Source organism: Roseomonas sp. 18066, from assembly GCF_902706185.1.
In the GTDB taxonomy this organism is placed as follows: domain Bacteria; phylum Pseudomonadota; class Alphaproteobacteria; order Acetobacterales; family Acetobacteraceae; genus Pseudoroseomonas.
In genome coordinates, this window is sequence record NZ_CACSJM010000102.1 from 1 (window position 1) to 23,770 (window position 23,770).

General features: G+C 70.4%; 20 protein-coding genes. 6 read left to right on the plus strand and 14 right to left on the minus strand.

The window, feature by feature from the left end:
* Positions 1-203 precede the first annotated feature (203 nt).
* The 3 genes from GVN67_RS19325 to GVN67_RS19335 all read left to right on the plus strand — a co-directional run bounded on the left by GVN67_RS19325 (position 204) and on the right by GVN67_RS19335 (position 4,559).
* Positions 204-1,850, plus strand: a complete 1,647-nt coding sequence (locus GVN67_RS19325) for an alkaline phosphatase (RefSeq protein ID WP_159998969.1) — start codon at positions 204-206, stop codon at positions 1,848-1,850.
* A 103-nt stretch (positions 1,851-1,953) separates the two neighbouring features.
* On the plus strand, positions 1,954-3,333 hold the full coding sequence (locus GVN67_RS19330; protein WP_159998970.1) for a class II 3-deoxy-7-phosphoheptulonate synthase: 1,380 nt from the start codon (positions 1,954-1,956) through the stop codon (positions 3,331-3,333).
* Positions 3,334-3,419: 86 nt separating this feature from the next.
* The gene (locus GVN67_RS19335) at positions 3,420-4,559 is read left to right on the plus strand and encodes a nicotinate phosphoribosyltransferase (RefSeq protein WP_159998988.1); all 1,140 of its coding nucleotides are present in this window, start codon (positions 3,420-3,422) and stop codon (positions 4,557-4,559) included.
* A gap of 147 nt (positions 4,560-4,706) precedes the next feature.
* Here the strand turns inward: GVN67_RS19335 and GVN67_RS19340 are convergent, their stop codons facing one another.
* The 5 genes from GVN67_RS19340 to GVN67_RS19360 form a co-directional block, all read right to left on the minus strand.
* Positions 4,707-5,441 carry a prephenate dehydrogenase gene (locus GVN67_RS19340; protein WP_159998971.1) on the minus strand — a complete coding sequence of 245 codons (735 nt, stop codon included), beginning with the start codon at positions 5,439-5,441 and terminating at the stop codon, positions 4,707-4,709.
* A 189-nt stretch (positions 5,442-5,630) separates the two neighbouring features.
* Positions 5,631-7,043, minus strand: a complete 1,413-nt coding sequence (locus GVN67_RS19345) for a M20/M25/M40 family metallo-hydrolase (protein ID WP_159998972.1) — start codon at positions 7,041-7,043, stop codon at positions 5,631-5,633.
* 14 nt (positions 7,044-7,057) lie between these two features.
* On the minus strand, positions 7,058-7,828 hold the full coding sequence (locus GVN67_RS19350; RefSeq protein ID WP_159998973.1) for an N-acyl homoserine lactonase family protein: 771 nt from the start codon (positions 7,826-7,828) through the stop codon (positions 7,058-7,060).
* On the minus strand, positions 7,825-8,592 hold the full coding sequence (locus tag GVN67_RS19355) for an SDR family NAD(P)-dependent oxidoreductase (RefSeq protein WP_159998974.1): 768 nt from the start codon (positions 8,590-8,592) through the stop codon (positions 7,825-7,827). Before GVN67_RS19355 ends, GVN67_RS19350 begins: the two co-directional genes overlap by 4 nt.
* Positions 8,592-10,169, minus strand: coding sequence for an ABC transporter substrate-binding protein (locus GVN67_RS19360; RefSeq protein ID WP_159998975.1), 1,578 nt, complete (start codon positions 10,167-10,169; stop codon positions 8,592-8,594). Before GVN67_RS19360 ends, GVN67_RS19355 begins: the two co-directional genes overlap by 1 nt.
* 119 nt (positions 10,170-10,288) lie before the next feature.
* Here GVN67_RS19360 and GVN67_RS19365 point away from each other — a divergent pair, with 119 nt between their 5' ends.
* Entirely contained in the window at positions 10,289-11,290 is a 1,002-nt protein-coding gene (locus GVN67_RS19365) for a D-2-hydroxyacid dehydrogenase (protein ID WP_159998976.1), read from the plus strand.
* A 263-nt stretch (positions 11,291-11,553) separates the two neighbouring features.
* Here GVN67_RS19365 and gpt read toward each other — a convergent pair whose 3' ends face one another.
* Both gpt and GVN67_RS19375 read right to left on the minus strand, forming a co-directional pair.
* Complete coding sequence (gene gpt / locus GVN67_RS19370) at positions 11,554-12,030, minus strand: xanthine phosphoribosyltransferase (RefSeq protein WP_159998977.1); 477 nt, start codon at positions 12,028-12,030, stop codon at positions 11,554-11,556.
* Positions 12,031-12,032: 2 nt separating this feature from the next.
* A complete protein-coding gene (locus GVN67_RS19375) occupies positions 12,033-12,374 on the minus strand; it encodes a tRNA-binding protein (protein ID WP_159998978.1) in 342 nt (113 codons plus the stop codon).
* A 111-nt stretch (positions 12,375-12,485) separates the two neighbouring features.
* Here GVN67_RS19375 and ggt point away from each other — a divergent pair, with 111 nt between their 5' ends.
* Together ggt and GVN67_RS19385 are read left to right on the plus strand one after the other, a co-directional pair.
* Positions 12,486-14,093: a gamma-glutamyltransferase gene (gene ggt / locus GVN67_RS19380; RefSeq protein ID WP_159998979.1), complete on the plus strand. Its 1,608-nt coding sequence runs from the start codon at positions 12,486-12,488 to the stop codon at positions 14,091-14,093.
* 67 nt (positions 14,094-14,160) lie between these two features.
* Positions 14,161-15,651 (plus strand): amidase, encoded by a 1,491-nt coding sequence (locus GVN67_RS19385; protein WP_159998980.1) that lies wholly within the window; start codon positions 14,161-14,163, stop codon positions 15,649-15,651.
* 265 nt (positions 15,652-15,916) lie between these two features.
* On the opposite strand, the gene GVN67_RS19390 is transcribed toward GVN67_RS19385, so the two are convergent.
* From GVN67_RS19390 to GVN67_RS19420, 7 genes are all read right to left on the minus strand, one after another.
* The gene (locus GVN67_RS19390; RefSeq protein WP_159998981.1) at positions 15,917-16,906 is read right to left on the minus strand and encodes a tripartite tricarboxylate transporter substrate binding protein; all 990 of its coding nucleotides are present in this window, start codon (positions 16,904-16,906) and stop codon (positions 15,917-15,919) included.
* Positions 16,907-16,985: 79 nt separating this feature from the next.
* On the minus strand, positions 16,986-17,945 hold the full coding sequence (locus GVN67_RS19395) for a D-glycerate dehydrogenase (protein ID WP_159998982.1): 960 nt from the start codon (positions 17,943-17,945) through the stop codon (positions 16,986-16,988).
* A 113-nt stretch (positions 17,946-18,058) separates the two neighbouring features.
* Positions 18,059-18,904: a VOC family protein gene (locus GVN67_RS19400; RefSeq protein ID WP_159998983.1), complete on the minus strand. Its 846-nt coding sequence runs from the start codon at positions 18,902-18,904 to the stop codon at positions 18,059-18,061.
* An 81-nt stretch (positions 18,905-18,985) separates the two neighbouring features.
* Positions 18,986-20,728, minus strand: coding sequence for an ABC transporter ATP-binding protein/permease (locus GVN67_RS19405; protein WP_159998984.1), 1,743 nt, complete (start codon positions 20,726-20,728; stop codon positions 18,986-18,988).
* A 28-nt stretch (positions 20,729-20,756) separates the two neighbouring features.
* Positions 20,757-21,038, minus strand: coding sequence for a DUF3253 domain-containing protein (locus GVN67_RS19410; RefSeq protein WP_159998985.1), 282 nt, complete (start codon positions 21,036-21,038; stop codon positions 20,757-20,759).
* A 33-nt stretch (positions 21,039-21,071) separates the two neighbouring features.
* A complete protein-coding gene (locus GVN67_RS19415) occupies positions 21,072-22,439 on the minus strand; it encodes an MFS transporter (protein WP_159998986.1) in 1,368 nt (455 codons plus the stop codon).
* Positions 22,440-22,658: 219 nt separating this feature from the next.
* Complete coding sequence (locus GVN67_RS19420) at positions 22,659-23,426, minus strand: DUF1194 domain-containing protein (protein WP_159998987.1); 768 nt, start codon at positions 23,424-23,426, stop codon at positions 22,659-22,661.
* Between the last annotated feature and the right edge of the window lie 344 nt (positions 23,427-23,770).

Sequence of the window (23,770 nt, forward strand, 5' to 3'; positions counted from 1 at the left end):
GGGCTTCGCCAGGGGGGGCAGGCTCGGCGGACGGGCGGCGTGGCACGGCCTGCGGCATGATCCGGCGGGAGGAAGGGTGGCGGAAGCGGAGACTCGCGAAGGCGTATAATCCTTTCCACACCGTTTTGCATCCGGCGTGACGGTGCTTTCGGCCGGGCGCGCCAGCCGGTATTCCATGCCGTCCGGCAAGGCGCGCCAGACCGGTGGCGCGGCCGGTGGCGCGGCCGGTGGCCCGGCTGGGGACGGGGAAGGGGGCGGCGATGGACAGCCAGGTGCGGCATATTCTGGCGCTGTCGCGGCGCGGGCTGCTGCGCGGCGGGCTGGGCATGGCGGCGCTGGCGGCGCTGCAGCCGGGGGCGGCGCGCCGGGCCCTGGCGCAGCCGGCCTTCGGCAGCAACCCCTTCACCCTCGGCGTCGCCTCGGGCGATCCCTGGCCGGATGGCATGGTGCTCTGGACCCGGCTGGCGCCGGCGCCGCTGGAAGGCGGCGGCATGCCGATGCTGGCGGTGCCGGTGGCCTGGGACCTGGCCGAGGATGCCGGCTTCCGGACGATCATCCGCCAGGGCGAGGCGCTGGCCCGGCCGGAGCTCGGCCATGCGCTGCATGTCGAGCTGACCGGCCTGCCCGCCGGTTCTTCTTTCCACTACCGCTTCCGCGTCGGCGGCTGGGAATCGCCGGTGGGCCGCACCCGCACGGCGCCCGCGGCGGATGGCAGCCCGCGCCGGCTGCGCTTCGTCAATGCCGGCTGCCAGAACTACGAGCATGGCTTCTTCAGCGCCTGGCGGCATATCGCCGCGGAGGACGACCTCGATTTCGTCTTCCACTACGGCGACTACATCTACGAGGGCGGCCCGCGCGGCGGCCAGCCCCGCCGGCACAACTCGGCGGAGGTCTATTCGCTCGAGGCCTATCGGAACCGCTACGCCCTGTACAAGCTGGACCCCGACCTGGCGGCGGCCCAGGCGGCGCATCCCTTCCTGCCCTCCTTCGACGACCACGAGGTCGACAATGACTGGGCTGGCCCTTTCTCCGAGGAGGACGGGTCGCGCCGCGACCGCCCGGCGGTGCCGCCGGAGATCTTTGCGCTGCGCAAGCAGGCCGCCTTCCAGGCCTGGTACGAGCATATGCCGCTGCGCCCCAGCCAGCTGCCGCGCGGCCCCGAGATCACCGCCTATCGCGGCCTGCGCTTCGGCCGCCTGCTGGAGGTTTCTGTCCTCGACACCCGCAGCTTCCGCACCGACCAGCCCTGCGGCGGCGCGACGGCGGCGAGCTGTCCGGCGCGGGAGGACCCGGCAGCCCAGATGATCGGCCCGCAGCAAGAAAGATGGCTGTCGGACCGGCTGCGCCCCGGCCGCGCCCGCTGGTCGCTGCTGGCCCAGCAGGTGCCGATGCTGCAGCGCGACACCGGCGCCGACACCCCGCGCTATGCCATGGACAAGTGGGATGGCTATCCCGCCGCCCGCGACCGCCTCTTCGCGCGGGTGCAGGAGAGCGGGCTGCAGGGGCTGGTGGTGGTCTCCGGCGACGTGCATGCCGCCTGGGCCGGCACGCTGCTGCGCGATTTCGCCCGGCCGGAGCGCGGCGCCGTGGGGGTGGAATTCACCGCCAGCTCGATCAGCTCCGGCGGCGACGGGACCGAGCATCTGCCGGCCACCCCGCGCATCCTGGCGCGCAACCCGCATCTGGCCTTCTTCAACAACCGCCGCGGCTACACCCTGCACGAGGTCACGGCGCAGACCGTGACCGCCCGGTTCCGCGCCGTGGCCGCGGTCAGCCATCCTGCTGCAGCGCGGGAGGATCGGGGGTATTTCGCGGTGGAGCATGGCAGCCCCGCGCTTAATCCTGGCTGAATGCCACGAGACGGGTTGCGCCGGCCGCCACGGGTGGTAGCCCTGTCAGCGCGGACCGGTCTATCCTGGCCGGCCAAAAATTCTTTTGAGGAAGCTGAGTGTCATGACGGTGCGCGGGTGGCAGCCCGGAAGCTGGCGCGAAATGCCCATCCGGCAGGTGCCGGATTATCCGGACCAGGCCAAGTTGAATGCCATGGAATCCCGGCTCGCGAGCTTTCCGCCGCTCGTTTTTGCAGGCGAGGCCCGGCGGTTGCAGCAGTCCCTGGCGAAAGCCGGCCAGGGTCGGGCCTTCGTGCTGCAGGGCGGCGATTGCGCCGAGAGCTTCGCCGATTTCCGCGCCAACCCGATCCGCGACACCTTCCGCGTGCTGCTGCAGATGGCGGTGGTGCTGACCTTCGGCGGCAGCCTGCCGGTGGTGAAGCTGGGCCGCATGGCCGGGCAGTTCGCCAAGCCGCGCTCCTCCGACACCGAGACGGTCGAGGGCACCACGCTGCCCTCCTATCGCGGCGACATCATCAACGGGCCGGAATTCACCGCCGCCGCCCGCATCCCCGACCCGTCGCGGATGGAATTCGCCTATATGCAGTCGGCCGGCACGCTGAACCTGCTGCGCGCCTTCGCCACCGGCGGCTATGCCGACCTGCACGAGGTGCATCGCTGGAACCTGGGCTTCGTGCAGCGCTCGCCGCTGGCCGAGCGCTACCGCGACCTGACCGTGCGCATCGACGAGACGCTGCGCTTCATGGCCGCCTGCGGCATGTCGGAAGCGCCCCAGGTGCGCGAGACCGACTTCTACACCAGCCACGAGGCGCTGCTGCTGCCCTATGAGGAAGCGCTGACCCGCGTCGATAGCACGACCGACGAGTGGTATGCCTGCTCGGCCCACTTCCTGTGGATCGGCGACCGCACCCGCCAGCCGGACGGCGCCCATGTCGAGTTCCTGCGCGGCGTGAAGAACCCGCTCGGGCTCAAGGTCGGCCCTTCGACCGACCCCGACGAGCTGGTGAAGCTCACGGAAATCCTGAACCCGGAGAATATCCCGGGCCGGCTGACGCTGATCAGCCGCATGGGCGCCGCGAAGGTGGCCGACAAGCTGCCGCCGCTGCTGCGCGCCGTGAAGCGCGCCGGGCGCGAGGTGGTCTGGATCTCCGACCCGATGCACGGCAACACCCACACTGCCGGCAACTACAAGACCCGCTCCTTCGACGCGATTTTGGCGGAGCTGCGCGGCTTCTTCGACGCGCACCAGGCCGAGGGCACCTGGGCCGGCGGCGTGCATGTCGAGATGACCGGCAGCGACGTCACCGAATGCATCGGCGGCGCCCACAAGCTGTCGGAGGCCGACCTCTCCGGCAACTACGCCACCTTCTGCGACCCGCGGCTGAATGCCGAGCAGGCGCTGGAGCTGGCCTTCCTGGTGGCCGAGGAGCTGAAGGCCCGCCGGCCGGACGGCGCCGCGCTGCCGCTGCTGGCGGCCCAGTGAACGATCGCCCCGTGAGCGACCGGCTGCCGCCCCGCCCCGCCGGCGGGGCGGGGTCTGGCCCCACCTCCGGTCCGACGCTCGGTCCGCTGGGCGATGCCGAGATCACCCGGCAGACCGACGCCTATTTCAACCGCACCAAGGCCATCGTGCATCGCTTCGGCGATGCGCGGGTGACCTATGCGGTGTTCCTGCGCCGCCCCGTCGTCTCCGCCCCGCGGCTGATGATCGAATGGCTGGAGCAGGTCTCGGCCGAGCGCGGCACGCCGATCGAGATCGAGCTGATGCACAAGGAAGGCGAGTGGGTCGGCGCGGGCGACCCGCTGATCTACCTGACCGGCTCCTTCGAGCACCTGGCCGATCTGGAGACGCTCTACCTGCAGAAGCTGGGCCCGCCCTGCGTCGCCGCGCACAATGCCTACCAGATGTGCCTGGAGCTGCCGGGCGCCGCCTTCCTGGCCATGGAGGCACGGCACTGCGCCGGCGCCGAGATGCAGGAAATGATGGCCTATGCCGCCGCCGTCGGCAGCGCCGCCGCCCGCCGCGAGGGCGCCCGCGGCTTCGTCGGCAACGCCAATGACTCGACCGCGCATTGGTTCGGCAACGAGCGCGGCTTCGGCACCATGCCGCATGCCCTGATCGGCTATGCCCGCAGCACCGTCCGCGCCGCCGAGATGTTCCACGAGACCTTCCCCGACGAAGGCCTGACCGTGCTGGTGGATTATTTCGGCCGCGAGGTCACCGACACCCTCGGCGTCTGCCAGCGCTTCCCCGAGCTGGCCGCGGCCGGGCAGCTGTCGGTCCGCCTCGACACCCATGGCGGGCGGTTCCTCGAGGGCCTGGACCCGGCGGCCTCCTATGCCGTGCTGGAACGCCATGTGCCGGGCGCCATCCGCCGCTACCGCTCGGAGACCGAGCTGCGCCACCTGGTGGGCACCGGCGTCTCCGCCGCCGCCATCTGGCGCATCCGCGAGGCGATGGACGAGGCCGGCTTCCCCAAGGTGAAGATCGTCGCCTCCTCCGGCTTCGGGGTGACCAAGTGCCGGGTGATGAACGAAGCCAAGGCCCCGGTCGACGTGGTCGGCACCGGCAGCTTCATTCCCAATACCTGGAGCGAAACCTACGCCACGGCCGATATCGTCTCCTATGACGGCGTCGCCCGGGTGAAGCTGGGGCGCGAATTCCTGCTCCACCGGCATGGCGAGCGGAAGAAAAGCGTGAGCAACTGAAGAAAAGGCAGGGGTAGGCCAGGGGAATGAATTCCCCTGGACCCCTTCTTTTTTCTTTCGGACTGCCGTCCACGTGACGACAGTTCGCGCTACGGCCAGTGCACAGAAAAAAGATGGGGGTTTGGGGGAATTCATTCCCCCAACCTTCTATGCTGCCAACTGCACGGCCTTCTTTTCAAACAACGCTGACGCTTTCTCCAGCAACTGCGCCTTCACCTCCGCGACGAAGGGGTTGTCTTCGGTGATGGTCCGGAACAGCGCCTCGCTGTCCTGCGACACCATGGCGGTCGCGCGGATCAGGTGGTCGAAGCTGGCGGTGGTGTGGGGCAGGGCCGGCATGTCGAGGCCGGAGACCAGGCGCGCCACCAGATGGGTCAGGCCCTGCACCCAGGCCATCTGGCGGTCGTGGTCCTCGGGCGTCATCTGCACGACCGCCAGGCCGAGGCCGCGGAGCATCCGGGCGGCCAGGCGGGCGCGGGGGCTGGGCCGGCCGGGGCACAGCACCATGCGCAGCCCTTCGATCCCGTCGCGGCCGGATTGCGGGCCGAACAGCGGGTGGGTGCCGAGCAGCTCGACATGCTCGGGCAGGATGCCGCGCAGCACCGCCAGCGGGTGGGTCTTGATCGAGCAGACCTCGACGACCAGGGCGCCGGGCCGCAGGTGCGGGGCGATGGCGCGGGCGGCCTCGGCCAGGCGGGCGACGGGGACGGCCAGGATCACCACCGGCTGGGCCGCGGCCTGGGCCAGCGGGGCGCTGTCCGGCTGGCCAGGGTCATGGCCGAGCACGGGGCCCAGCTGCTGCAGATGCGGCCGGCAGAAGGCGCCGAAGGCACCGAGGCCGATCAATCCAAACTGGGGTCGCTGGCGGTGGAGGCTGGACATGGAACCCTCGGGGCGTGGGGGCCACCGCAGGGGAGATGTCTCGACACGAAAATGCCGCCCTGCGGCGGCTTCGTTCGATCAGGATAGATCAGACCGGGCCGCTCGTTATGAGGAGCGGCGGTAATACAGGCGCGGCAGGGGCGCGATCGCGGTCATCGCCGGCATGATTGCCCCTGCCGCGCCGCGGCGTCAAGCGGTCGGCTGCTTGCGCCAGGGGGCGAAGGCTTCGGCGCCGGCGTCGCCCAGGCGGCTGAGCAGCAGGGGCCAGGCCTTCAGCCCGTCTTCCAGGGAGGACAGGCGGAAAAACTCGTTGGGGGCGTGGACGTCCTCGTCGGGCATGGCGAAGCCGAACATCAGCGTGTCGATGCCCAGCATCTCCTGGAAGATGCCGGTGATCGGCAGGGTGCCGCCGATGCGCGCCCGGGCCGGGGCGCGGCCGAGCGTCTGGCGCACCACCGCCTCGGCCGCGACCAGCAGCGGATGGCCGTCGGGCAGGGTGGAGGAGGGCGAATTGCCGCCCAGGGGCGAGAATTCCAGCGTCACGCCCGCCGGGCAATGCGCCTGCAGGTGGTCGAGGATCTTCTGGCGGGCGGCGTCGGCATCCTGGCCGGGCACCAGGCGGGCGGTGATCTTGGCGCGGGCCTCGGCGGCGATGACGGTCTTGCTGCCGGCGCCGGTATAGCCGCCCCACATCCCGTTGACGTCGATCGAGGGACGCAGCGTGACGCGCTCGCGCACCGCATAGGCCGGGTCGCCATGCGGGATGGCGCCGACGCTGCCATAGAACAGGGAATCATCGCCGGCGAGCTCGGCGGCATCCGCCCGGTCGCGGTTGGTCAGCGGCGTGGCGTCGCTGTCGAAACCGGGGACCAGGATGCGGCCAGCCTCGTCATGCAGGGTGGTGACCAGGCGGGCGAGCTCGTGCAGGGCGTTGCGCACGGCGCCGCCATAGCGGCCGGAATGCATGTCCTTCTGGGCCGAGCGGAGGGTGACCTCCAGCTTGCACAACCCGCGCGAGCCGGTGTTCAGCGTCGGGATGGTGGTGCTGGCGCGGCCGCCATCGGCCGACAGCACGGCATCCGCCGCCAGCAGCGCGCGATAGGTGTCGATGATGCGGCGGATGCTGGGGCTGCCGGTCTCTTCCTCGCCTTCCAGGAAGAACTTGACGTTGACCGGGCAGCCGCCTTCGACGGCCAGGAAGGCGCCGATGGTCTCGACGGCGATGAGCGTCGAGCCCTTCACGTCGGAGGCGCCGCGGGCATAGAGGCGGTCGTCGCGGATGGCGGGCTCGAAGGGCGGCGTGACCCATTGGTCCAGCGGGTCGGGCGGCTGCACGTCGTAATGGCCATAGACGACGATGGTCGGCTTGCCGGGCGCGCCGAGCCATTCGCCATAGACCGCCGGCTGGCCGCCGCCATCGAGCAGCTGGACCTTCTGCAGCCCGAGCTCGGTCAGGCGGGCGAGCAGGAACTCGCGCGTGGCCACCATGCCGGCGTCATAGGCGGGGTCGGTGCTGACGCTGGGCAGGCGCAGCAGCGCCTTCAGCCGCTCCAGAATGGCGTCCTGATCGGCGACCAGACGGTCGGCAACGGCTTGGCTCATGACGGCAGGAATCCTTAGTCCAGGCGGGCGAGGTGCGGGGTCAGGCGCGGATGCGCCTCGAGCACCCAGGGGTCGTGGGCGGGGATGACCAGGGCCGGGCTGTCGGCCAGGGCCTCGACCTTGTCGAAACCCGCCAGCGCGTCGCCGACATGGTAGAGCGTCGGGAAGGGCAGGCGGCGGGCCAGGTGGTCGCGCAGCGGCACGGTGTCGCCGGCCAGCACCATCCAGCCGCGCCGGGTGCGGATCCGCAGGAATTGCAGCCCGTCGGTATGGCCGCCGGCATGGTGCAGGGTCAGGCCCGGGGCGAGGGCGACCGTGCCGTCATGCAGCACCATCCGCCCCTGGTGCAGCAGGGCGACATGCGCGGCGATGTCGTCCGCCAGGTAGCCGGAGCGCAGCGCGGCGTGGCGCATGGCGGGGCCGGTGACATAGGCCATCTCGCGGGCCTGCATGTGGAAGGTGGCGTTCGGGAACAGCCCGGGCTGGCCGGCATGGTCCCAGTGCAGATGGGTCTGCACCACGTGCTTCACGTCGTCGGGGTCGATGCCGAGGGCGGCGAAGGCTTCCGGCAGCGTGCCTTCCACCGGCTTGGCGTAATGGGCGCAGGCGGCTGCCGTCGCTGCTGTGTCCACCGCCACCCAGCCGAGCGGGCCGCGCAGCAGGAAAGCATGGTAGGCGAAGGGCGATTTCTCATCCCCGCCGGCGCCGCCCAGAAAGCTGCGCGCGGCCAGCCGGTCGGGGTCGAGCGCGAAGCGGAGCGCATAGGCTTCCCAGAGCTCGCTCACGGCCGCATCCCCATCAGGCTGAGCCCGCCATCCACCACGACGGTGCTGCCGGTGACATAGGACGAAAATTCGCTGGCGAGGAACAGCACGGCGCCGGCGGCATCGCGCGGCGTGCCGATGCGCTGCGCCGGGATCAGCGCCATCTTCTGCGCCCGCCAGGCCGGGTCGGCCAGCGCCGTGCGGTTGAAGTCGCTCTCGATGGTGCCGGGGGCGATCAGGTTCACGGTGATGCCGTCTGGGGCCAGCTCCAGCGCCATCTGCCGGGCCAGCTGCATCAGCCCGCCCTTGGCGCTGCCATAGGCGACCAGGCCGGGGTTCGGCATCCACTGGTTGACCGACGACGTGAAGACGATCCGGCCGCCCTGGCCGCCCGCCCGCATGATGCCGGCGGCCTCCCGGGCCAGCGCGAAGGCACCGGACAGGTTCACCGCATGGACCCGGGCGAACTCTTCATCCGTCGTCTCGGCCAGCGGCTTGCGCAGCAGCATCCCGGCATTGCTGACCAGGATGTCGAGCCCGCCCAGCGCCTCCGCCGCGCGATGCGCCAGCGCGCCCGCGGCGGTGGCGTCGCCGAGATCCGCCTGCAGCGCGACGCCGCCGCATTCCGCGGCCAGCGACGCCGCCGCCTCGGGCTCGGCCAGGTGGTGGATGGCGACGCGGGCGCCGGCCTCGGCCAGCAGGCGGGCGGAGGCACGGCCGATGCCCTCGGTGCCGGCGCCGGTGACCAGCGCGCGGCGGCCCGACAGGTCGATGGCGACCGACATCAGCGCGCCGGCCGCACTTCGATGGCCAGCGTCTCCTCGTCGCCGCGCGGGGTGAAGTCGACCCGGTCGGCCCGCCCGGCCCAGACGGATTCGAAGGTCAGGATCGGCACCAGCAGGTTCTGCGCCATGGTCTTCTCCATCGCCTCCTCCAGCAAAGCGCGGCGGGCGCCCTCGTCCAGGGTGCGGCGGGCGCGCTGGATCAGCGCGTCGATCTCGGGGTCGCCGATGCCGGAATAGTTGATGGCGCCGAGGCCCAGCGCCCGGTCCGGCGTGTGGATCTGGCTGGTTAGGAAATAGCTGCTCTCGCCGGTCAGGCTGCCCCAGCCGGCGGCATGCAGCGGCCATTCGCGGCGGGCGCGGGCGGGGAAGAAGGTGGCGCGCGGCAGGGCGTTCAGCTCCACCCGGATGCCGACGCGCTGCAGCTGCTGCGCCGCCGCCTCGCAGATCTTGCTGTCATTGACGAAGCGGTCGTTGGGGCAGGCGAGCGTCGTCTGGAAGCCATTGGGGTAGCCCGCCTCGCGCAGCAGGCTGCGGGCGCGCTCGGCATCGAAGCGGGCGGGGGCGATGCGGCTGGAATGGCCGAAATACCCCTCCGGCACCGCCTGGTTGGCGGCGCGGGCGCGGCCCTCCATCAGCCGGTCGACGATGGCCTGGCGGTTGATCGCCAGCGACATGGCCTCGCGCACCCGGGCATCCTTCCAGGGGTTGCGCGGCAGCGGCTGGCCTTGCGCGTCGCGCACGGCCGGCAGCGGCTCCTTCCCGATCTCCGGGAACAGCATGTAGACATAGGCCGAGGGGCCGCTGAAGACGCGGTAGCGCCGGGCGCCCTCGCTCTTCTCCAGCCGCGCCACGTCCTGCAGCGGCACGGCGTTGATGAAGTCGACATCGCCGGACAGCAGCGCGCCGACCCGCGCCCCGTCGCTGGGGATCGGCCGGAAGCTGACCCGCGACCAGGCCGGGGGCGGGTCGAAATAGCCGCTGTTGCGCTCCAGCACGAGCGGCTGCCCGGGCTGCCACGAGGCCAGCCGATACGGCCCGGTGCCGATTGCCGCCGTGCCGTTGTTGAACTCGGCCGTCGTCCGCAGCCCCTTGGCCGAGGACAGGATGAAGATATTCGACAGGTTGACCGGCAGCAGCGGCACCGGCCCCTCGGTCAGGAAGCGCACGGTGCGGGCATCGACCACCTGCACCTCGCGGATGCCCTGGATATAGGTGGCGTAGCTGTTCGGATTGCCCTGCACGTTGGGCACGCGGGCGATGGTGAAGCGCACATCCTCGGCGGTCAGCGGGCTGCCGTCATGGAAGCGCACGCCGTCGCGCAGGCGGAATTCCCAGGTGGTGTCGTCGATCGCCTTCCAGCTTTCCGCCAGCGACGGCCGCAGCTGCAGCGAGGCATCGCGCGACAGCAGCGTGTCGTAGATGTTGCGCAGCGCCGAGGTGTTGGTGCCCAGCAGATTGAATTGCGGGTCCAGCGTGCCGGGCTCGCCCTGCATGCCGACGGTCAGCTCCTGCGCCACGGCCGGGCAGGCGGCGGCCAAGGCAAGGGCGGCGAGCGCCGCGGGGACGAATCTCGACATGGCAGGTAGCCTTCCGGGAGGGGCGTTCGTTGCCCATCCCGCGCGCAAGCCAGGGCGCTGTCAATCCGGCCGGTTCACGGGCGCTTGACGCGGGCCCTGGCCGTGCGAGGCTCCAGGCCATGCGCATCCATGTCCAGAATCCGGCCGGCGAGACGGTCTTCCCCATCACGCAGGCCCAGTGGGACGCGGCCATCGCCCGCGCGCCGGACATGGCCGACCTCCAGGTCAGCTTCGCCAACGACGAGGCCGGCTACGCCGCCGCCATGCAGGAGGCCGAGCTGGTCGTCACCTGGACGCGGGAGGTGCTGAACCGCTTCGGCCAGGACCAGCTCAAGGCCAGCCGCGACTTCGCGCCGAAGCTGCAGACCATCTTCTGCACCTCGGCAGGGCTCGACCGCCTGGCGCCCTTCGCCTGGCTGCCCGACGACGTCGCCCTGCTGAACAACCGCGGGGCGCATGCCAACAAGGCCGGTGAGTTCGGCATCATGGCCCTGCTGATGCTGGCCAACCACATCCCGCATTTCGCCGAGAGCCAGCGCGAAGGCGCATGGTCGCCCCGCTTCGCCTCGGTCCTGGCCGGCCGCACCGTGGTGATCGTCGGCCTGGGCTCGCTCGGCGGCGCCGTCGCCGGCCGCGCCAGGCAATTCGGCATGAAGGTCATCGGCGTGCGCCATACCGCCGCCCCGCACGAGTCGTGCGAGGAGGTGGTGGCGCAGAGCGATATCGATACCGTGCTGCCCCGCGCCGACTATCTGGTGCTGGCCTGCCCGCTGACGCCGCAGACCCAGGGGCTGATGGATGCCCGCCGCTTCGCCCTGCTGAAGAAGGGCGCCCGCATCGTCAATATCGGCCGCGGCGGGCTGTGGGACCAGGAAGCCCTGGCCGACGCGCTGGACAGCGGCCAGCTGGGCGGCGTGGTGACCGACGTGACCACGCCGGAGCCGCTGCCGAAGGACCACCGCCTGTGGCGGACCAAGGGCCTGTTCATCACGCCGCACATGTCGTCGGACGACCCCGAGACCTACAACGACAACAGCCTGGATATCCTCTTCGCCAATATCCGCGCGGCGCGCAGCGGCAAGGCGATGCCCAATCGGGTGCTGCCGCATAAGGGTTATTGAGAGAAGGCAGACAAAGGCGAGGGGAATGAATTCCCCTCGACCCCTTCTTTTTTCTGATCACCGGCCGTGGCGGGACCTGCGCCAGGCCACAGGCGACACCACGGCATCACGGCGGGACGCCGTCATATGAAAACAGCGCGCCCTGAAAGGTCGCGCTGCGCATCGGCCGTTTCACGTACCGTCGTCACGTGGACACGGCAGTCCGAAAGAAAAAAGAAGGGGTTTTGGGGGAATTCATTCCCCCAACCTTGTCTTCGTCTTCTCTACTTCTGGATCGACTTCGCGATCGGCGCGATGAACTGCGCTTCGGTGTCCCAGGGGAACAGGATCCAGGTATCCTGGGACACTTCGGTGATGAAGGTGTCGACCAGCGGCTTGCCGGCGGGCTTGGCGTAGACCGTCGCGAAATGCGCCTTGGGCAGCATGGCGCGGACCAGCCTGGCCGTGGTGCCGGTGTCGACCAGGTCGTCCAGCACCAGCCAGCCTTCGCCGTCGCCGGCGGCGACCGGGTGCTTGGCCACCACCGGCTCGCCGCGCTTCTCCTCGTCATAGGTGACGATGGAGACGCTTTCGATCAGCCGGCAGTCCAGCTCGCGCGCGACGATCGCGGCCGGGATCAGCCCGCCGCGGGTGATGGCGACGATGCCGGTCCAGGGGCCGCGCTCGATCAGGCGCCAGGCCAGGGCCTTGCTGTCGCGGTGCAGCTGGTCCCAGCTGACGGTGTAGTAGCGCGGCGGCATGCTCAGAACATCTTCCCACCGTTGGGGACTTTGAAATCGGGCTTCAGCAGCACCACGGCGCCTTCGCTGTCGGGCAGGCCGAGGGTCAGCACCTGGCTTTCGAAGCCGGCGATGCGGCGCGGCGGGAAATTCACCACGCAGAGCACCTGGCGCCCGATCAGCTTGTCCGGGGTGTAATGGGCGGTGACCTGGGCCGAGGACTTCCGGATGCCGATCTCCGGCCCCAGGTCGATCTCCAGCTTGAAGGCGGGCTTACGCGCGCCTTCCAGGGGGCGGGCATCGACCACCGTGCCGACACGGATGTCGAGGCGGTCGAAATCGTCGATCGTCGCGGTGGCTTCCATCCGGAATCGATAGCGCAGCCAGCCGGGCGGCGGAAGTGGGCGGATTGCTGCGGGCGCCGAGCCGTGCCAGCCTCGCCGCCTCCTGATCGACGTCCAGTTCGAAAGCATCCCATGCGCGACTTCCACGCCCCCGGCCGCAGCCCTGTCCTCGCCACCCATGGGATGGCCGCCACCTCCATGCCGGCGGCGACGTTGACCGCCCTCGACATCCTGCGCCAGGGCGGCAACGCCATGGACGCCGCCATCGCCGCCTGCGCCGTGCTGGCGGTGATCGAGCCGCAATCCACCGGCATCGGCGGCGACAATTTTTGTCTCTACGCCCCGGCGGGGACGGGGAAGGTTGTCGCGATGAACGGCTCGGGGCGTGCGCCCGCGGGTGCCACGCCGGAGAAGCTGCGCGCGGACGGGCTGACCGCCATGGTCAATACCTCGGCGCATTCGGTGACCGTGCCCGGCGCCGTCTCCGCCTGGGAGAAGCTGAACAAGGCGCATGGCAAGCTGTCGCTGGCGCAGATCCTGGCGCCGGCCATCAAGATCGCCGAGGAAGGCCACCCCGTGCATGGCCGCGTCGCCAGCGACTGGGAGTCGGCGGCGCCGAAGCTCGCCAAGAATGCTGCGGCTGCGAAGCACTTCCTGAAGGACGGCAAAGCCTTCGCTGTCGGCGACAAGTTCGCCCAGCCGGCCCTGGCCAAGACGCTCCGCGCCATCGGCGAGCGCGGCGCCCGCGCCTTCTACGAGGGTGAGATCGCGGCCGACATGGTCGCCGCCCTGCAGGCCGCCGGCGGCACCCATACCGAGGCGGATTTCGCCGCCGGCCTCGACGTCGCCGAATTCGTCACCCCGATCCAGACCAAGTGGAAGGGCCTCGACGTCTACCAGTGCCCGCCGAACGGCTCGGGCCTGCTGGTGCTGCAGATGCTCGGTGTCCTCGGCCAGTGCGAGACGCCGGAAGGCGGGCCGCTCGGCGTCACCCGCCTGCACCGCCACATCGAGGCCGCGCGCCTCGCCTATCGCGACCGCGACGGTTTCCTGGCGGATCCGTCCCAGGTCGAGGTGCCGGTCGCCAAGCTGACGTCCGACGAATACACGACCAAGCTGCGCGCCCTGATCCGCGACGACGTCGCGATGAAGGAGCTGCCGCCGGCCGGCATGGCCGAGATGCTGCCGAAGCACAAGGACACCGTCTATCTCTGCGTCGTCGACGCCGAGGGCAATGCCTGCTCCTTCATCAACTCGCTGTTCGAGAGCTTCGGCTCCGGCATCCTGGCCGAGACCAGCGGCGTCATGCTGCACAATCGCGGCTTCGGCTTCCGCCTGCAGGAAGGCCACCCGAACTGCATCGCGCCGAACAAGCGCCCGATGCACACCATCATCCCCGGCATGGTGATGAAGGATGGCCGCGCCATCATGCCCTTCGGCGTCATGGGCGGGCATTTCCAGCCGATGGGCCAGACCCTGTTCCTGACCAACCACTTCGAGTTCGGCCTGGACCTGCAGGAGTCGCTCGACCTGCCGCGGCTCTTCCCCTACGCCGGCAAGCTGCAGGTGGAGCGCGGCATCCCGGCCTCGGTGCTCGACCAGCTCAGCCGCCTCGGCCACACCATCGAAATGATGGACAAGCCGCATGGCGGCGGCCAGGCGATCTTCATCGACCATGCGCGCGGCGTGCTGGTCGGCGCCTCCGACCCGCGCAAGGATGGCTGCGCCCTCGGCTATTGATGCCTGACCCCGCGGGGGGCGCCACGCCCCTCGCGGATCTTGCCGTGCTGCCCTGAGGAGTTCCCGCGTGACCGAAGCCTGCGACCTTTCCGCCGTCACCGCCCGCCGCCTGATCGGCGAGAAGAAGCTGTCCCCCGTCGAGCTGCTGGACAGCTGCATCGCCCGCATCGGCGCGGTGAACCACGCGGTCAACGCCATGGTCGCGCTGGACGAAAGCCGCGCCCGCAAGTCAGCCAAGGCGGCCGAGCAGGCGGTGATGAAGGGCGAGAAGCTGGGCGCGCTGCACGGCCTGCCGCTGGGCATCAAGGACCTCGACGACACCGAGGGGCTGCGCACCACCTTCGGCAGCCCGATCTTCAAGGACAATATCCCCGCCCGCGATTCCCAGATGGTCGCCGACCTGAAGGCCGCCGGCGGCATCGTGCTGGGCAAGACCAACACCCCGGAATTCGGCGCCGGCGCCAACACCCGCAACGCCGTCTATGGCGCCACCGGCAATCCCTTCGACCCGAGCAAGTCGGCCGCCGGCTCCTCCGGCGGGTCGGGCGTGGTGCTGGCGACGGGGATGGTGCCGCTGGCCAGCGGCTCCGACACCGGCGGCTCGCTGCGCAACCCCGCCGCCTTCAACGGCATCGTCGGCTTCCGCCCCAGCCCCGGGCTGATCCCCGCCGATCGCCGCCTGCTGGGCTGGTCGAACCTGCCGGTGCTCGGGCCGATGGCGCGCGACGTCAACGACCTGGCGCTGATGCTCTCCGCCATGGCCGCCGACCACGGCATCGACCCGCTGGCCTACACGCTGCCCGACCAGGATGTCCGCCGCGGCATGGCGCTGCACGAGGCCATCGACCTGTCGTCGCTGCGCGTCGCCAGCACCCCCGACTTCGGCTTCGCGCCGACCGAGAACCACATCCGCGGCGTCTTCGCCGACCGGGTGAAGGCGCTGAGCCCGCTGTTCGGTAGCGTGGAAGAAGCCCACCCCGACAGCACCGGCTGCGACGAGGTCTTCGCCGTCCTCCGCGCGCTGAACTTCCTGGCCGCGCATGAGGAGAAGGTCCGCCTGCGCCCGCAGGATGTCGGCCCGAACGTGCGCGCCAATGTCGAGGAAGGCCTGCTCTACACGGCCAACGACGTCGCCCGCGCCTCGGTGCAGCAGACCAAGATCTACCGCAACTGGCAGGCTTTTTTCGCGCAGGGCTACGACGTCATCATTTCGCCGGCGATCACCCTGTCGCCGCGCCCCTGGTCGGAGCTCTACCCGGCCGAGATCGACGGCAAGCCCACCAAGAACTACTTTCACTGGCTGGCCGCCGCCTATGCGGTGACGGTCCCCGGCCACCCGGCGATCAGCCTGCCGCTGGGCGTCGACAAGGCCGGCATGCCCTTCGGTCTGCAGATCGTCGGCCCCCGCGGCGGCGATGCCCTGGTCATCGCGGTCGCCGCCGCCATCGAGGCCGCCGTCGCGGGTGACGCAACCCTGGCGCGCCCGGTGCCGGACCTGGCGAAGCTGAAGGCCGCCCGGCCGATCAGCGAGATGCCTGGGTTCCTCAGCTTCGATTGAAGGGAAGACAGGGGCAGGTCGGGGGAATGAATTCCCCCGAACCCCCTTCTTTTTTCTTTCGGACTGCCGTGTCCACGTGGAGACAGTACGTAAAACGGCCAAACGACAGCGCGACCTGTAAGGGCGCGCTGTTTTCATATGAAGGCGTCCCGCCGTGATGCCTGCATGTCGCCTTCGTTGAAGCGCTGATCAGCAAACGGCCAACAGAATAGAAAAAAGAAGGGGTCCAGGGGAATTCATTCCCCTGGCCGACCCAATGCTTCGCTCACGAAGCCTGAATGTTCCCTTTCTTCACAACATCCGTCCACCGCTCGATCTCCCGCCGTTGGAAGGTGCGGAAGTCGTCGGGCGAGTTCGCGACCACGCTGAAGCCGATGCGGTCCATCTGCTCGATGGTCGAGGGGTGTCGCAGCCCGGCGACCAGGGCTTTGTGGACGCGGTCGATCAAGGCGGGCTCCATCTTGGGTGGGCCGGCCATGGCTTGCCAGGAATAGACCACGAAGTCGGCCAGGCCCGCTTCCGACGCCGTGGGGACGTCGGGGAGGAGGGGGTGGCGCTGCTCGGAGGTCACCAGGATCGGCTTCACCTGCTTGTCGCGGATGAAGGGGGTGATGAAGCCCAGGTTCTGGAACGACATCTGCACGTTGCCGGCGATCAGGTCGGTGGTGGCGGGGGCGCCGCCGGCATAGGGGATGTGCGCCATGCCGGTGCCGGTCAGCTGCTTGAACAGCTCCATGGTCAGGTGGTCGGAGGAGCCGACGCCGCTGGTCGAATAGGAATCCTGGGCGCCGCTGCGCTTCAGCCAGGCGACGAGCGACTTCAGATCGTTGGCGGCGACCTGCTTCGGGTTCACCACCAGCACGTTGGGGGTGGTCACCGACAGGGTCAGGTTGGTGAAGTCCTTTTCCGGGTCGTAGCCCAGCGCCGGGCGCAGCGCCTTGTTGATGGCGAAGGTGCTGATCGGGGCCGCCATCAGCAGGTGGCCGTCGGGGGTGGCGCGGGCCAGCGCCCGGGCGCCGATCTCGCCGGCGGCGCCGGGGCGGTTCTCCACCACCACGGGCTTGCCGAGGGCCTCGGTCATGCGCTGGGCGACGGCGCGGCCGATGATGTCGGAGGACCCGCCGGGGGCGAAGGGCACCATCATGGTGACGGGCTTGCTGGGCCAGTCGGCAGCGGATTGCGCGCGGACCAGGCGGGGCGACAGCAGGGCCGAGGCCGCGAGGGCGCCGGCGCGCAGCAGGTGGCGACGGTTCATGCGTGTTCTCCTTGGACGGGAGCCGGTGCGCGGGGGTGGCGTGTTCGCCTTGGCCCCGCGGCCGGGTGGTGAGGGGGATTTACACCGGGTCGATGGGCGGCTTGCCGGAGAGGACGGCGGCGATGTTGTCCAGCGCCTTGAGCCCCATGGCGTCGCGCGTCTCGATGGTGGCGCTGGCGACATGCGGGGTCAGGAAGACGTTGGGGAGCTCAGCGAAGCGCTTGTCGAAATTCGGCTCGTCGTGGAAGACGTCGAGGCCGGCGGCGAAAAGATGGCCCGAGGTCAGCGCCTGCAGCAGCGCGTCCTCGTCGACGACGGAGCCGCGGGCGGAATTGACGAAGACGGCGCCGCGCGGCAGCGCCGCGAAGGCCGCGGCCGTCATCACCGTCCCCGTGGCGGCGCCGCCGGGCAGGTGCAGCGACAGGATCTGGCTGTGCGGCAGCATCTCTTCCAGGGTCGCGAAGTATTCCGCGCCCTGCTCCAGCTCGGGCGAGAGGCGGGTGCGGTTGTGGTAGAGGATGCGCATGCCGAAGCCGCGGGCGCGCTGCGCCATGGCGCGGCCGATGCGGCCCATGCCGACGATGCCCAGCGCCTTGCCGCTGGGGCGGATGCCCAGCATGTCGGGCAGGCCCAGCGTCGTGCCCCAGCCGGCGCGCATGATGCCCTCGTATTCATGGGCGCGGCGGCAGGCGGCCAGCAGCAGCAGGAAGGCCAGGTCCGCGGTGCAGTCGGTCAGCACGTCGGGGGTGTTGGTGACGATCAGCCCGCGCGCCTTGGCGGCCTTGGCGTCCATGTGGTCGTAGCCGACCGAGCTGTTGGCCAGCAGCTTCACGCAGGGCGGCAGGCGGGAGATCGCCTCGGCGTTCAGCTTGCAGGCGGTGCCGAGCAGGATGGCCTCGGCGCCATGGCTGGCGGCGGCCGCGATGGCCTGGTCGGCGGTCATGTCCTGCTCGGCCATCACCGCGTCGAAGTCGCGGCGGGCGCGGGCGGCGGCGGCCTCGGTGATGCGGCGGGCGACGAGGATGCGGGGCAGGGCCATGGGGCCAGTCCTTTCGGCCAGGAAGACGAGCCCGATCGGATAAAGGACATCAGCTTGTCAGGCAACCCGACAGGCGGGCGACCGGGGGATTGGTTCCCCCGGCCGGATCGTGCTCAGGCGGCTAAGGCGATGGCCAGGCCCGCGGTCTCGCTGGCGGCGACCAGCAGGCGGCCGCCGGCCTCGGTGAAGGGCACGCCGCCGGCGGTCAGCGCCGCGCGGGCCGCGGCCAGGTCCGCCTTGAAGGTCAGGGCGACCATCAGGTCGGCGCCGTCGGTCGGCAGCGGCGGCAGCGCGGCGCCCCAGATGGCGCGGGCGGCGTCAGCCTGCAGCACCAGCACCCGGGCCTGCGGCGTCTGGATGGCGACCCCGCCGGGGACGGCGACGATGGCCGCATCGCCGAAGAGCTTGCGATAGGGAGAAATGGCCTTCTCCGGATCGACGCTGACGATGCCGAATTCGGCGACGGCGGTGACGCCGTTCGGCTGCTTCTGCCATTCCGGGCGCCAGACCAGCTCCGGCGTGAAGTGGTGGCAGAGGAAGACGCGGCCGCCGAAGGCGATGCTGCCGTCCAGATGCGTCACCCGGAAATGCGCCTCGGGGGCGGTGCCGTCGGGCAGCTGGACGGGGCGGGTAAACTCGCGGGATTCGCCGGCGGGCACGCCGGCCGCGACGACGCGGTCGCGGAAGCCGGCATCGCCGGGCGGCTTGAAGACCAGGCCGCCCAGACCTTTAGGCATCTGCCACAGCTCGGCGCGCTGGGTGGCGCGGGCGGGCTCGTAGCCCAGCAGCTCCAGGTAGTCGGTGCCGAAGATCGCCAGGTTGTTGCTCGAGCCCAGCGAGTGGTGGCCGCGCTCGGTCAGCTGGAAGCCCAGGCGCTGGTACTGCGCCGCGGCCTCGTCCAGCTCGCCGCCGACATGGATGACGACATGGTCGATGGCGGGCTGCAGAACGGCGGTCATGATGGCATCCTTGTCCAAGGTGATGCCGGGATCATGACCTGGGGGCCGGTTTTTGCGAAGCCTCCCAGCGGAAACTTTGCATTAAACCGGCGTGGCCTGTGGAATGAGGCTGCCGCCCTCCAGCCGCAGCACCCGGTCATGGTGTTGCGCCACCGCCGGGCGATGCGCGATGGAGAGGATGGCGGTGCCCGGCAGCTCCCGCCGCAGGGTGGCGTAGAGCTTTTCTTCCGATTCCGGGTCGAGGCTGGCGGTGGCCTCGTCGAGGAACAGCCAGCGCGGCTTCAGCAGCAGGGCGCGGGCGAGCGCCAGGCGCTGCTGCTCGCCACCCGACAGGCGGCGGTCCCAGCTTTCGGCGACATCGAGCTTTTCCGCCAGCGCCCCCAGCCCGGCGAGGTCGAGCGCCTGGCGGATCGCCTCATCCGAAAAGCTGTCCGGCGTCGCCGGGTAGCAGACCGCCTGGCGCAGGGTGCCCAGCGGCAGATAGGGCCGCTGCGGCAGGAACAGCGAGCTCCCTTCGGGGAAGGCGATGCGGCCCTGGCCGAAGGGCCAGATGCCGGCCAGCGCCCGGAACAGGGTGGACTTGCCGCTGCCGGAGCGGCCGGTGATCAGCACCGCCTCGCCGGGGGCGAGCGCCAGCGCCGCGCCATGGGTCAGGGCGCGACCATCGGGGAGGGAAATGTCCAAAGCCTCGGCGCTCAGCAGGGCGCCGCTGGCGGGGGCGCGGGCGGGGCCCTGGCCGGCCTTGGCGCGGGCGTCTTCCAGCGCGTGCTGGAAGCCGGTGAGGCGGTCGACCGAGGCGCGCCAATTGGTCAGGTCGGGGTAGTAGGTGACGAACCAGGACAGCGCCCCCTGCACCTCGCCGAAGGCCGAGGAGGTCTGGATCAGCCCGCCCAGCGGCATGGCCCCGGAGAAATAGGCCGGGGCGGCGGCGACGAAGGGGAAGATGATCGCCACCTGGCCATAGCCGGTGGAAAAGAAAGAGAGCTGCTTGGTGACGCGCATGATGCCCCACCAGTTGTCGATCACCGCGCCGAAGCGGCCGAGCAGCCCCTGGCGTTCCTGCGGTTCGCCGCCATGCAGGGCGATGCCCTCCATGTTCTCGCGGACGCGGACCAGGGCGTAGCGGAAATCGGCCTCGACCCGCTCCTGCAGGAAGTTCAGCCGGATCAGCCGGCGGCCGATGATATGCGAGACCCAGCTGCCCATGGCCGCGTAGAGCACGGCGACCCAGACCATGTAGCCGGGGATCGAGACGCCGAAGACCTGCATCGGCCCCGACAGGCTCCACAGCAGGGCGACATAGGAGAACAGCGTCACCACCGCGTTCATCAGGCTGAGGCCGAGGACCAGGGCGCTGCTGACGAACAGCTTGCTGTCCTCGGCGATGCGCTGGTCGGGGTTGTCGGCGCCTTCCTTTCCCGCGCTCAGGCCGATGCGGTAATAGGCGCGGTCGCGCAGCCAGTCCGCCAGCATGTGCTCGGTGACCCAGCGGCGCCAGCGGATGTCGAGCGCCTGGCGCAGATAGGCGGCGTAGACGGCGACCATGATGTAGAGGGCGGCGACGATGGAGAAGCCGGGCATGAAGCCCTCCTCGCCATGGTGCCCCCACAGTATCAGGCCCGTGAACGCCGAAAAATCCTTGGCCTCGAGGGCGTTGTAGAAGGCGCGCTGCCAGAAGGTCAGCACCACCCCCATGCCGACCAGGGCCAGGTTGAGGGCGACCACGACCGACAGCAGGCCGCGCGCCTTCCAGCGCTCCTCGCTGCGCCAGAAGGGGCGGGCCAGGGCCCAGGCATCCCGCAGGAAGGGGAAGAGGTTCCGCATCGGCAGGATCCTGGGTTGTCTGAAAGCGTTATTCGGCGGGGCGGGCGGCGCGCAGGCGGATGACGCCGCGCACCTCTTCGGCCGGCACCGGCTTGCCCTTGCGCAGGATCTCGATCTGGCCGGCGGCCTGCAGCTTCATCGCCTCCTGGCGGATCGGCGTCATCAGGCTGCGCCAGTATTCTTCCGGGAACAGGGCGCGGGCCACCTCGCTCGGGCAGATCGAGGCCACGTCGCCGCGCGATGCGGTCTGGCGCAGGATCTCGGCGCGGAGCGCCTCGGGCGAGGGGCGGGTCGGGGGATTGTTGGCCATGGCAGGGAACTCGACTGGAAAGACGGAAAGAAATCAGGCGGCGCCGGGGCGGCGGCCGGCCAGGCGGGTGAAGCTGATGACGGCAGCGGTGCCGGCAATGCAAGCGGCAACCGTCAGGGCCACCGCCGCGCCGTTCTCGCCGGCCAGCCGCAGGGTCAGCGCCGCCAGCGTCGCGCCGGTGGTCTGGCCCAGCAGCCGGGCGGTGGAGAGCATGCCGCTGGCGCCGCCCGAGCGCTCGCGCGGGGCGGCGGTCAGCAAGGCGCGGTTGTTCGGGCTCTGGAACAGGCCGAAGCCCATGCCGCAGAGCGCGGTGCGCCAGGCGATGTCGATGGCGGTCGGGGCCGCCGGCAGGGTGGCCAGCAGGGCTAGCCCCGTCGCCATGACGATCAGCCCGATGCCGCCGAGCAGCCCGGCCGGGATACGGTCCGACAGCCGCCCGGCCAGCGGCGACATGACGATCAGCACCAGCGGCCAGGGGGTCATCAGCAGCCCGGTCTCGACCTGGGTCCGGCCCAGGCTGTGCTGCAGGAAGAAGGGCAGCGCCACGAAGGCCAGCATCTGCGCGGCGAAGGAGCAGATCGAGGTCGCCACCGACAGGCTGAAGACCGGGATGCGCAGCAGGTCGACCGGCAGCAGCGGCGCCTGGCGCCCGGTCTGGCGCCGCACCAGCAGGATGCCGGCGATGATGCCGCCGGCCAGCAGCAGGCTGCCGCGCCAGGCGGGGGCGCCATGGGTGAACTGCTCGAAAGCGGTCATGGTCATGCCGAAGGTGCCGGCGCTGAGCAGGGCGGAGGCCGCGTCGAAGCGGCGCCGGGCGCGCGGCGTCTGCGGCAGGAAGCGCCAGGCCAGGATGAAGGCCAGGCAGCCCACCGGGATATTGACCGCGAAGATCCAGGGCCAATGGGCGATGCCCAGGATGACAGCGGCGACGCTGGGCCCGGTGACCGAGGAGATGGCGACCACCAGCGCGTTGATGCCGACACCCTGGCCGAGGCGGCTCTGCGGGTAGATGAAGCGCAGCAGCGCGGTGTTGACCGACATCAGCCCGGCGGCGCCGAAGCCCTGGACGATGCGCGACAGCGTCAGCCAGGTCAGCGAATCCGCCATGGCGCAGAAGCAGGAGGCGATGACGAACAGCGCCAGGCCGGTGCGATAGACCCGCTCATGCCCGACGAGCTCGCCCAGCGAGGCCAGCGGCAGCAGCGAGCAGACGATGGCGATCTGATAGGCGTTGACGACCAGGATGGCTTCGGAGGCGGAGACGCGCAGGTCGGCGGCGATGGCCGGCAGGGCGACATTGGCGATCGAGCTGTCCATCACCGCCATGGCGATGGAGACGCCGAGCGCCAGGATCGCCCAGCGGCGCTGCGCCGGGGGCAGGCCATCCGTGTCCGTCTGCATGCGGTCGCCGTTCCTCCGCCCTGGGAAGCGTCGACCATGCGCTGTGCGCGCGGGCAGCGCCAGTGGCGCCGCCCACAGGTCGGCTGCGCAGCAGCCGCGCAGCGGGCAGGTCGGCCACGCAGCAGCCGCGCAGCGGGCAGGTCGGCTGCGCGACAGCCGCGCAGCGGGCAGGTCGGCGACGCGGCAGCCGCGGACCAGGGAACGCTGGATTAATTCCCCTTAAGCGAAAGCGCGCTCGACCAGCGGGCCCGGCGGCGGGTTCATCGCGATCTCGCGGATGATCTTGCGGCGGACGGCGTTCTCGAAGGCGTCGAAGCCCTCGGCCACCATCAGGAAGGCGCCGGGCCCGCCGATCACCTGGTCGCGGTAATATTCGTCGAGCGGCGGGTTCAGCGCGGCGAACTGGCTGGGCGGCGGGGTGCGGTCGAGCACGGCCAGGCCGTTCAGCACGATGCCGCGGTCGAGCGCCGCGGCGCGCGCCTCGGCCAGCGGCCGGCCGGAATTGTTCACCCCGTCGCCGGAGATGTCGACCACCTGGCGGGTGCCCTCATAGCCCTGGCCGAACAGCGTCGCGGCGTAGTCGATGGCGGCCGAGATCGAGGTGTAGAGATGGGTGCGGCGCGGCGCCTCGTCGATGGCGCTGGCGAAGCGCTCGGCGCTGGCGGCGCCGTCGATGCGCATCCAGGGCACCAGCAGCTCCTGCACGTTCCAGTCGGACCAGGTGAAGAAGCTGACGGCGATGGAGCCGATGGCGCCACGGCTGATGCCGTCCACCAGGCGCTGGTCGCGGAAGGCGGCGGCATAGCCGCGGAACTGCAGCTCCTGCTCCTCGGCATCGACCGAGCGGCTGACATCGACGGCCAGCGCCAGCTCGACATCGACGGGCTCGTTGGCGGAGGCGGTGGTGGCCCAGGCGCGGCGGCCGGTCAGCAGCGCCGGCGCGGCCAGGAGCCCGGCGGAGAGGGTGACGAAGTCGCGGCGACGCATGGGGGCAGACCTCCAGGGAGCTGGGTTGTGGTTGTTTCCTCCTGAAAGCCGGTGCCGAGTATATTGTGCACCGCAACAAAACTGCCATAGGCGCCGTGTGCCTCACGGGCCCGCGAGGACCGCTTCCGGCCCTGCTGTGGCAGCGCGGCAACAGGCGGTAACAGGGGGTGCGGCAACTTGGAAGCCGGCCCGGCTGTTCCATCGGAGCAGCCCGTGGAGGAACCATGACCGCCGAAACTTGCCGGCTTGTTGACGGAAACGTGAGCCTGTCTTCGCTCTCTCGGCCGCTGCATCTGCAGCTGCCGATCCCGCCGCCCGACCCGCCCGCGCCAATGCCGCCGATC

Coding starts and splice junctions, on each gene's coding strand:
- GVN67_RS19415 (WP_159998986.1), bottom strand. CDS start 22,439: ATGCAGACGGACACGGATGGCCTGCCCCCGGCGCAGCGCCGCTGGGCG.
- GVN67_RS19395 (WP_159998982.1), bottom strand. CDS start 17,945: ATGGCCCTGCCCCGCATCCTCGTCGCCCGCCGCATCACCGAGGCCGCC.
- GVN67_RS19375 (WP_159998978.1), bottom strand. CDS start 12,374: ATGGAAGCCACCGCGACGATCGACGATTTCGACCGCCTCGACATCCGT.
- GVN67_RS19390 (WP_159998981.1), bottom strand. CDS start 16,906: ATGAACCGTCGCCACCTGCTGCGCGCCGGCGCCCTCGCGGCCTCGGCC.
- GVN67_RS19405 (WP_159998984.1), bottom strand. CDS start 20,728: ATGCGGAACCTCTTCCCCTTCCTGCGGGATGCCTGGGCCCTGGCCCGC.
- GVN67_RS19355 (WP_159998974.1), bottom strand. CDS start 8,592: ATGTCGGTCGCCATCGACCTGTCGGGCCGCCGCGCGCTGGTCACCGGC.
- GVN67_RS19365 (WP_159998976.1), top strand. CDS start 10,289: ATGCGCATCCATGTCCAGAATCCGGCCGGCGAGACGGTCTTCCCCATC.
- GVN67_RS19410 (WP_159998985.1), bottom strand. CDS start 21,038: ATGGCCAACAATCCCCCGACCCGCCCCTCGCCCGAGGCGCTCCGCGCC.
- GVN67_RS19360 (WP_159998975.1), bottom strand. CDS start 10,169: ATGTCGAGATTCGTCCCCGCGGCGCTCGCCGCCCTTGCCTTGGCCGCC.
- GVN67_RS19420 (WP_159998987.1), bottom strand. CDS start 23,426: ATGCGTCGCCGCGACTTCGTCACCCTCTCCGCCGGGCTCCTGGCCGCG.
- GVN67_RS19345 (WP_159998972.1), bottom strand. CDS start 7,043: ATGAGCCAAGCCGTTGCCGACCGTCTGGTCGCCGATCAGGACGCCATT.
- ggt (WP_159998979.1), top strand. CDS start 12,486: ATGCGCGACTTCCACGCCCCCGGCCGCAGCCCTGTCCTCGCCACCCAT.
- GVN67_RS19330 (WP_159998970.1), top strand. CDS start 1,954: ATGACGGTGCGCGGGTGGCAGCCCGGAAGCTGGCGCGAAATGCCCATC.
- GVN67_RS19400 (WP_159998983.1), bottom strand. CDS start 18,904: ATGACCGCCGTTCTGCAGCCCGCCATCGACCATGTCGTCATCCATGTC.
- gpt (WP_159998977.1), bottom strand. CDS start 12,030: ATGCCGCCGCGCTACTACACCGTCAGCTGGGACCAGCTGCACCGCGAC.
- GVN67_RS19340 (WP_159998971.1), bottom strand. CDS start 5,441: ATGTCCAGCCTCCACCGCCAGCGACCCCAGTTTGGATTGATCGGCCTC.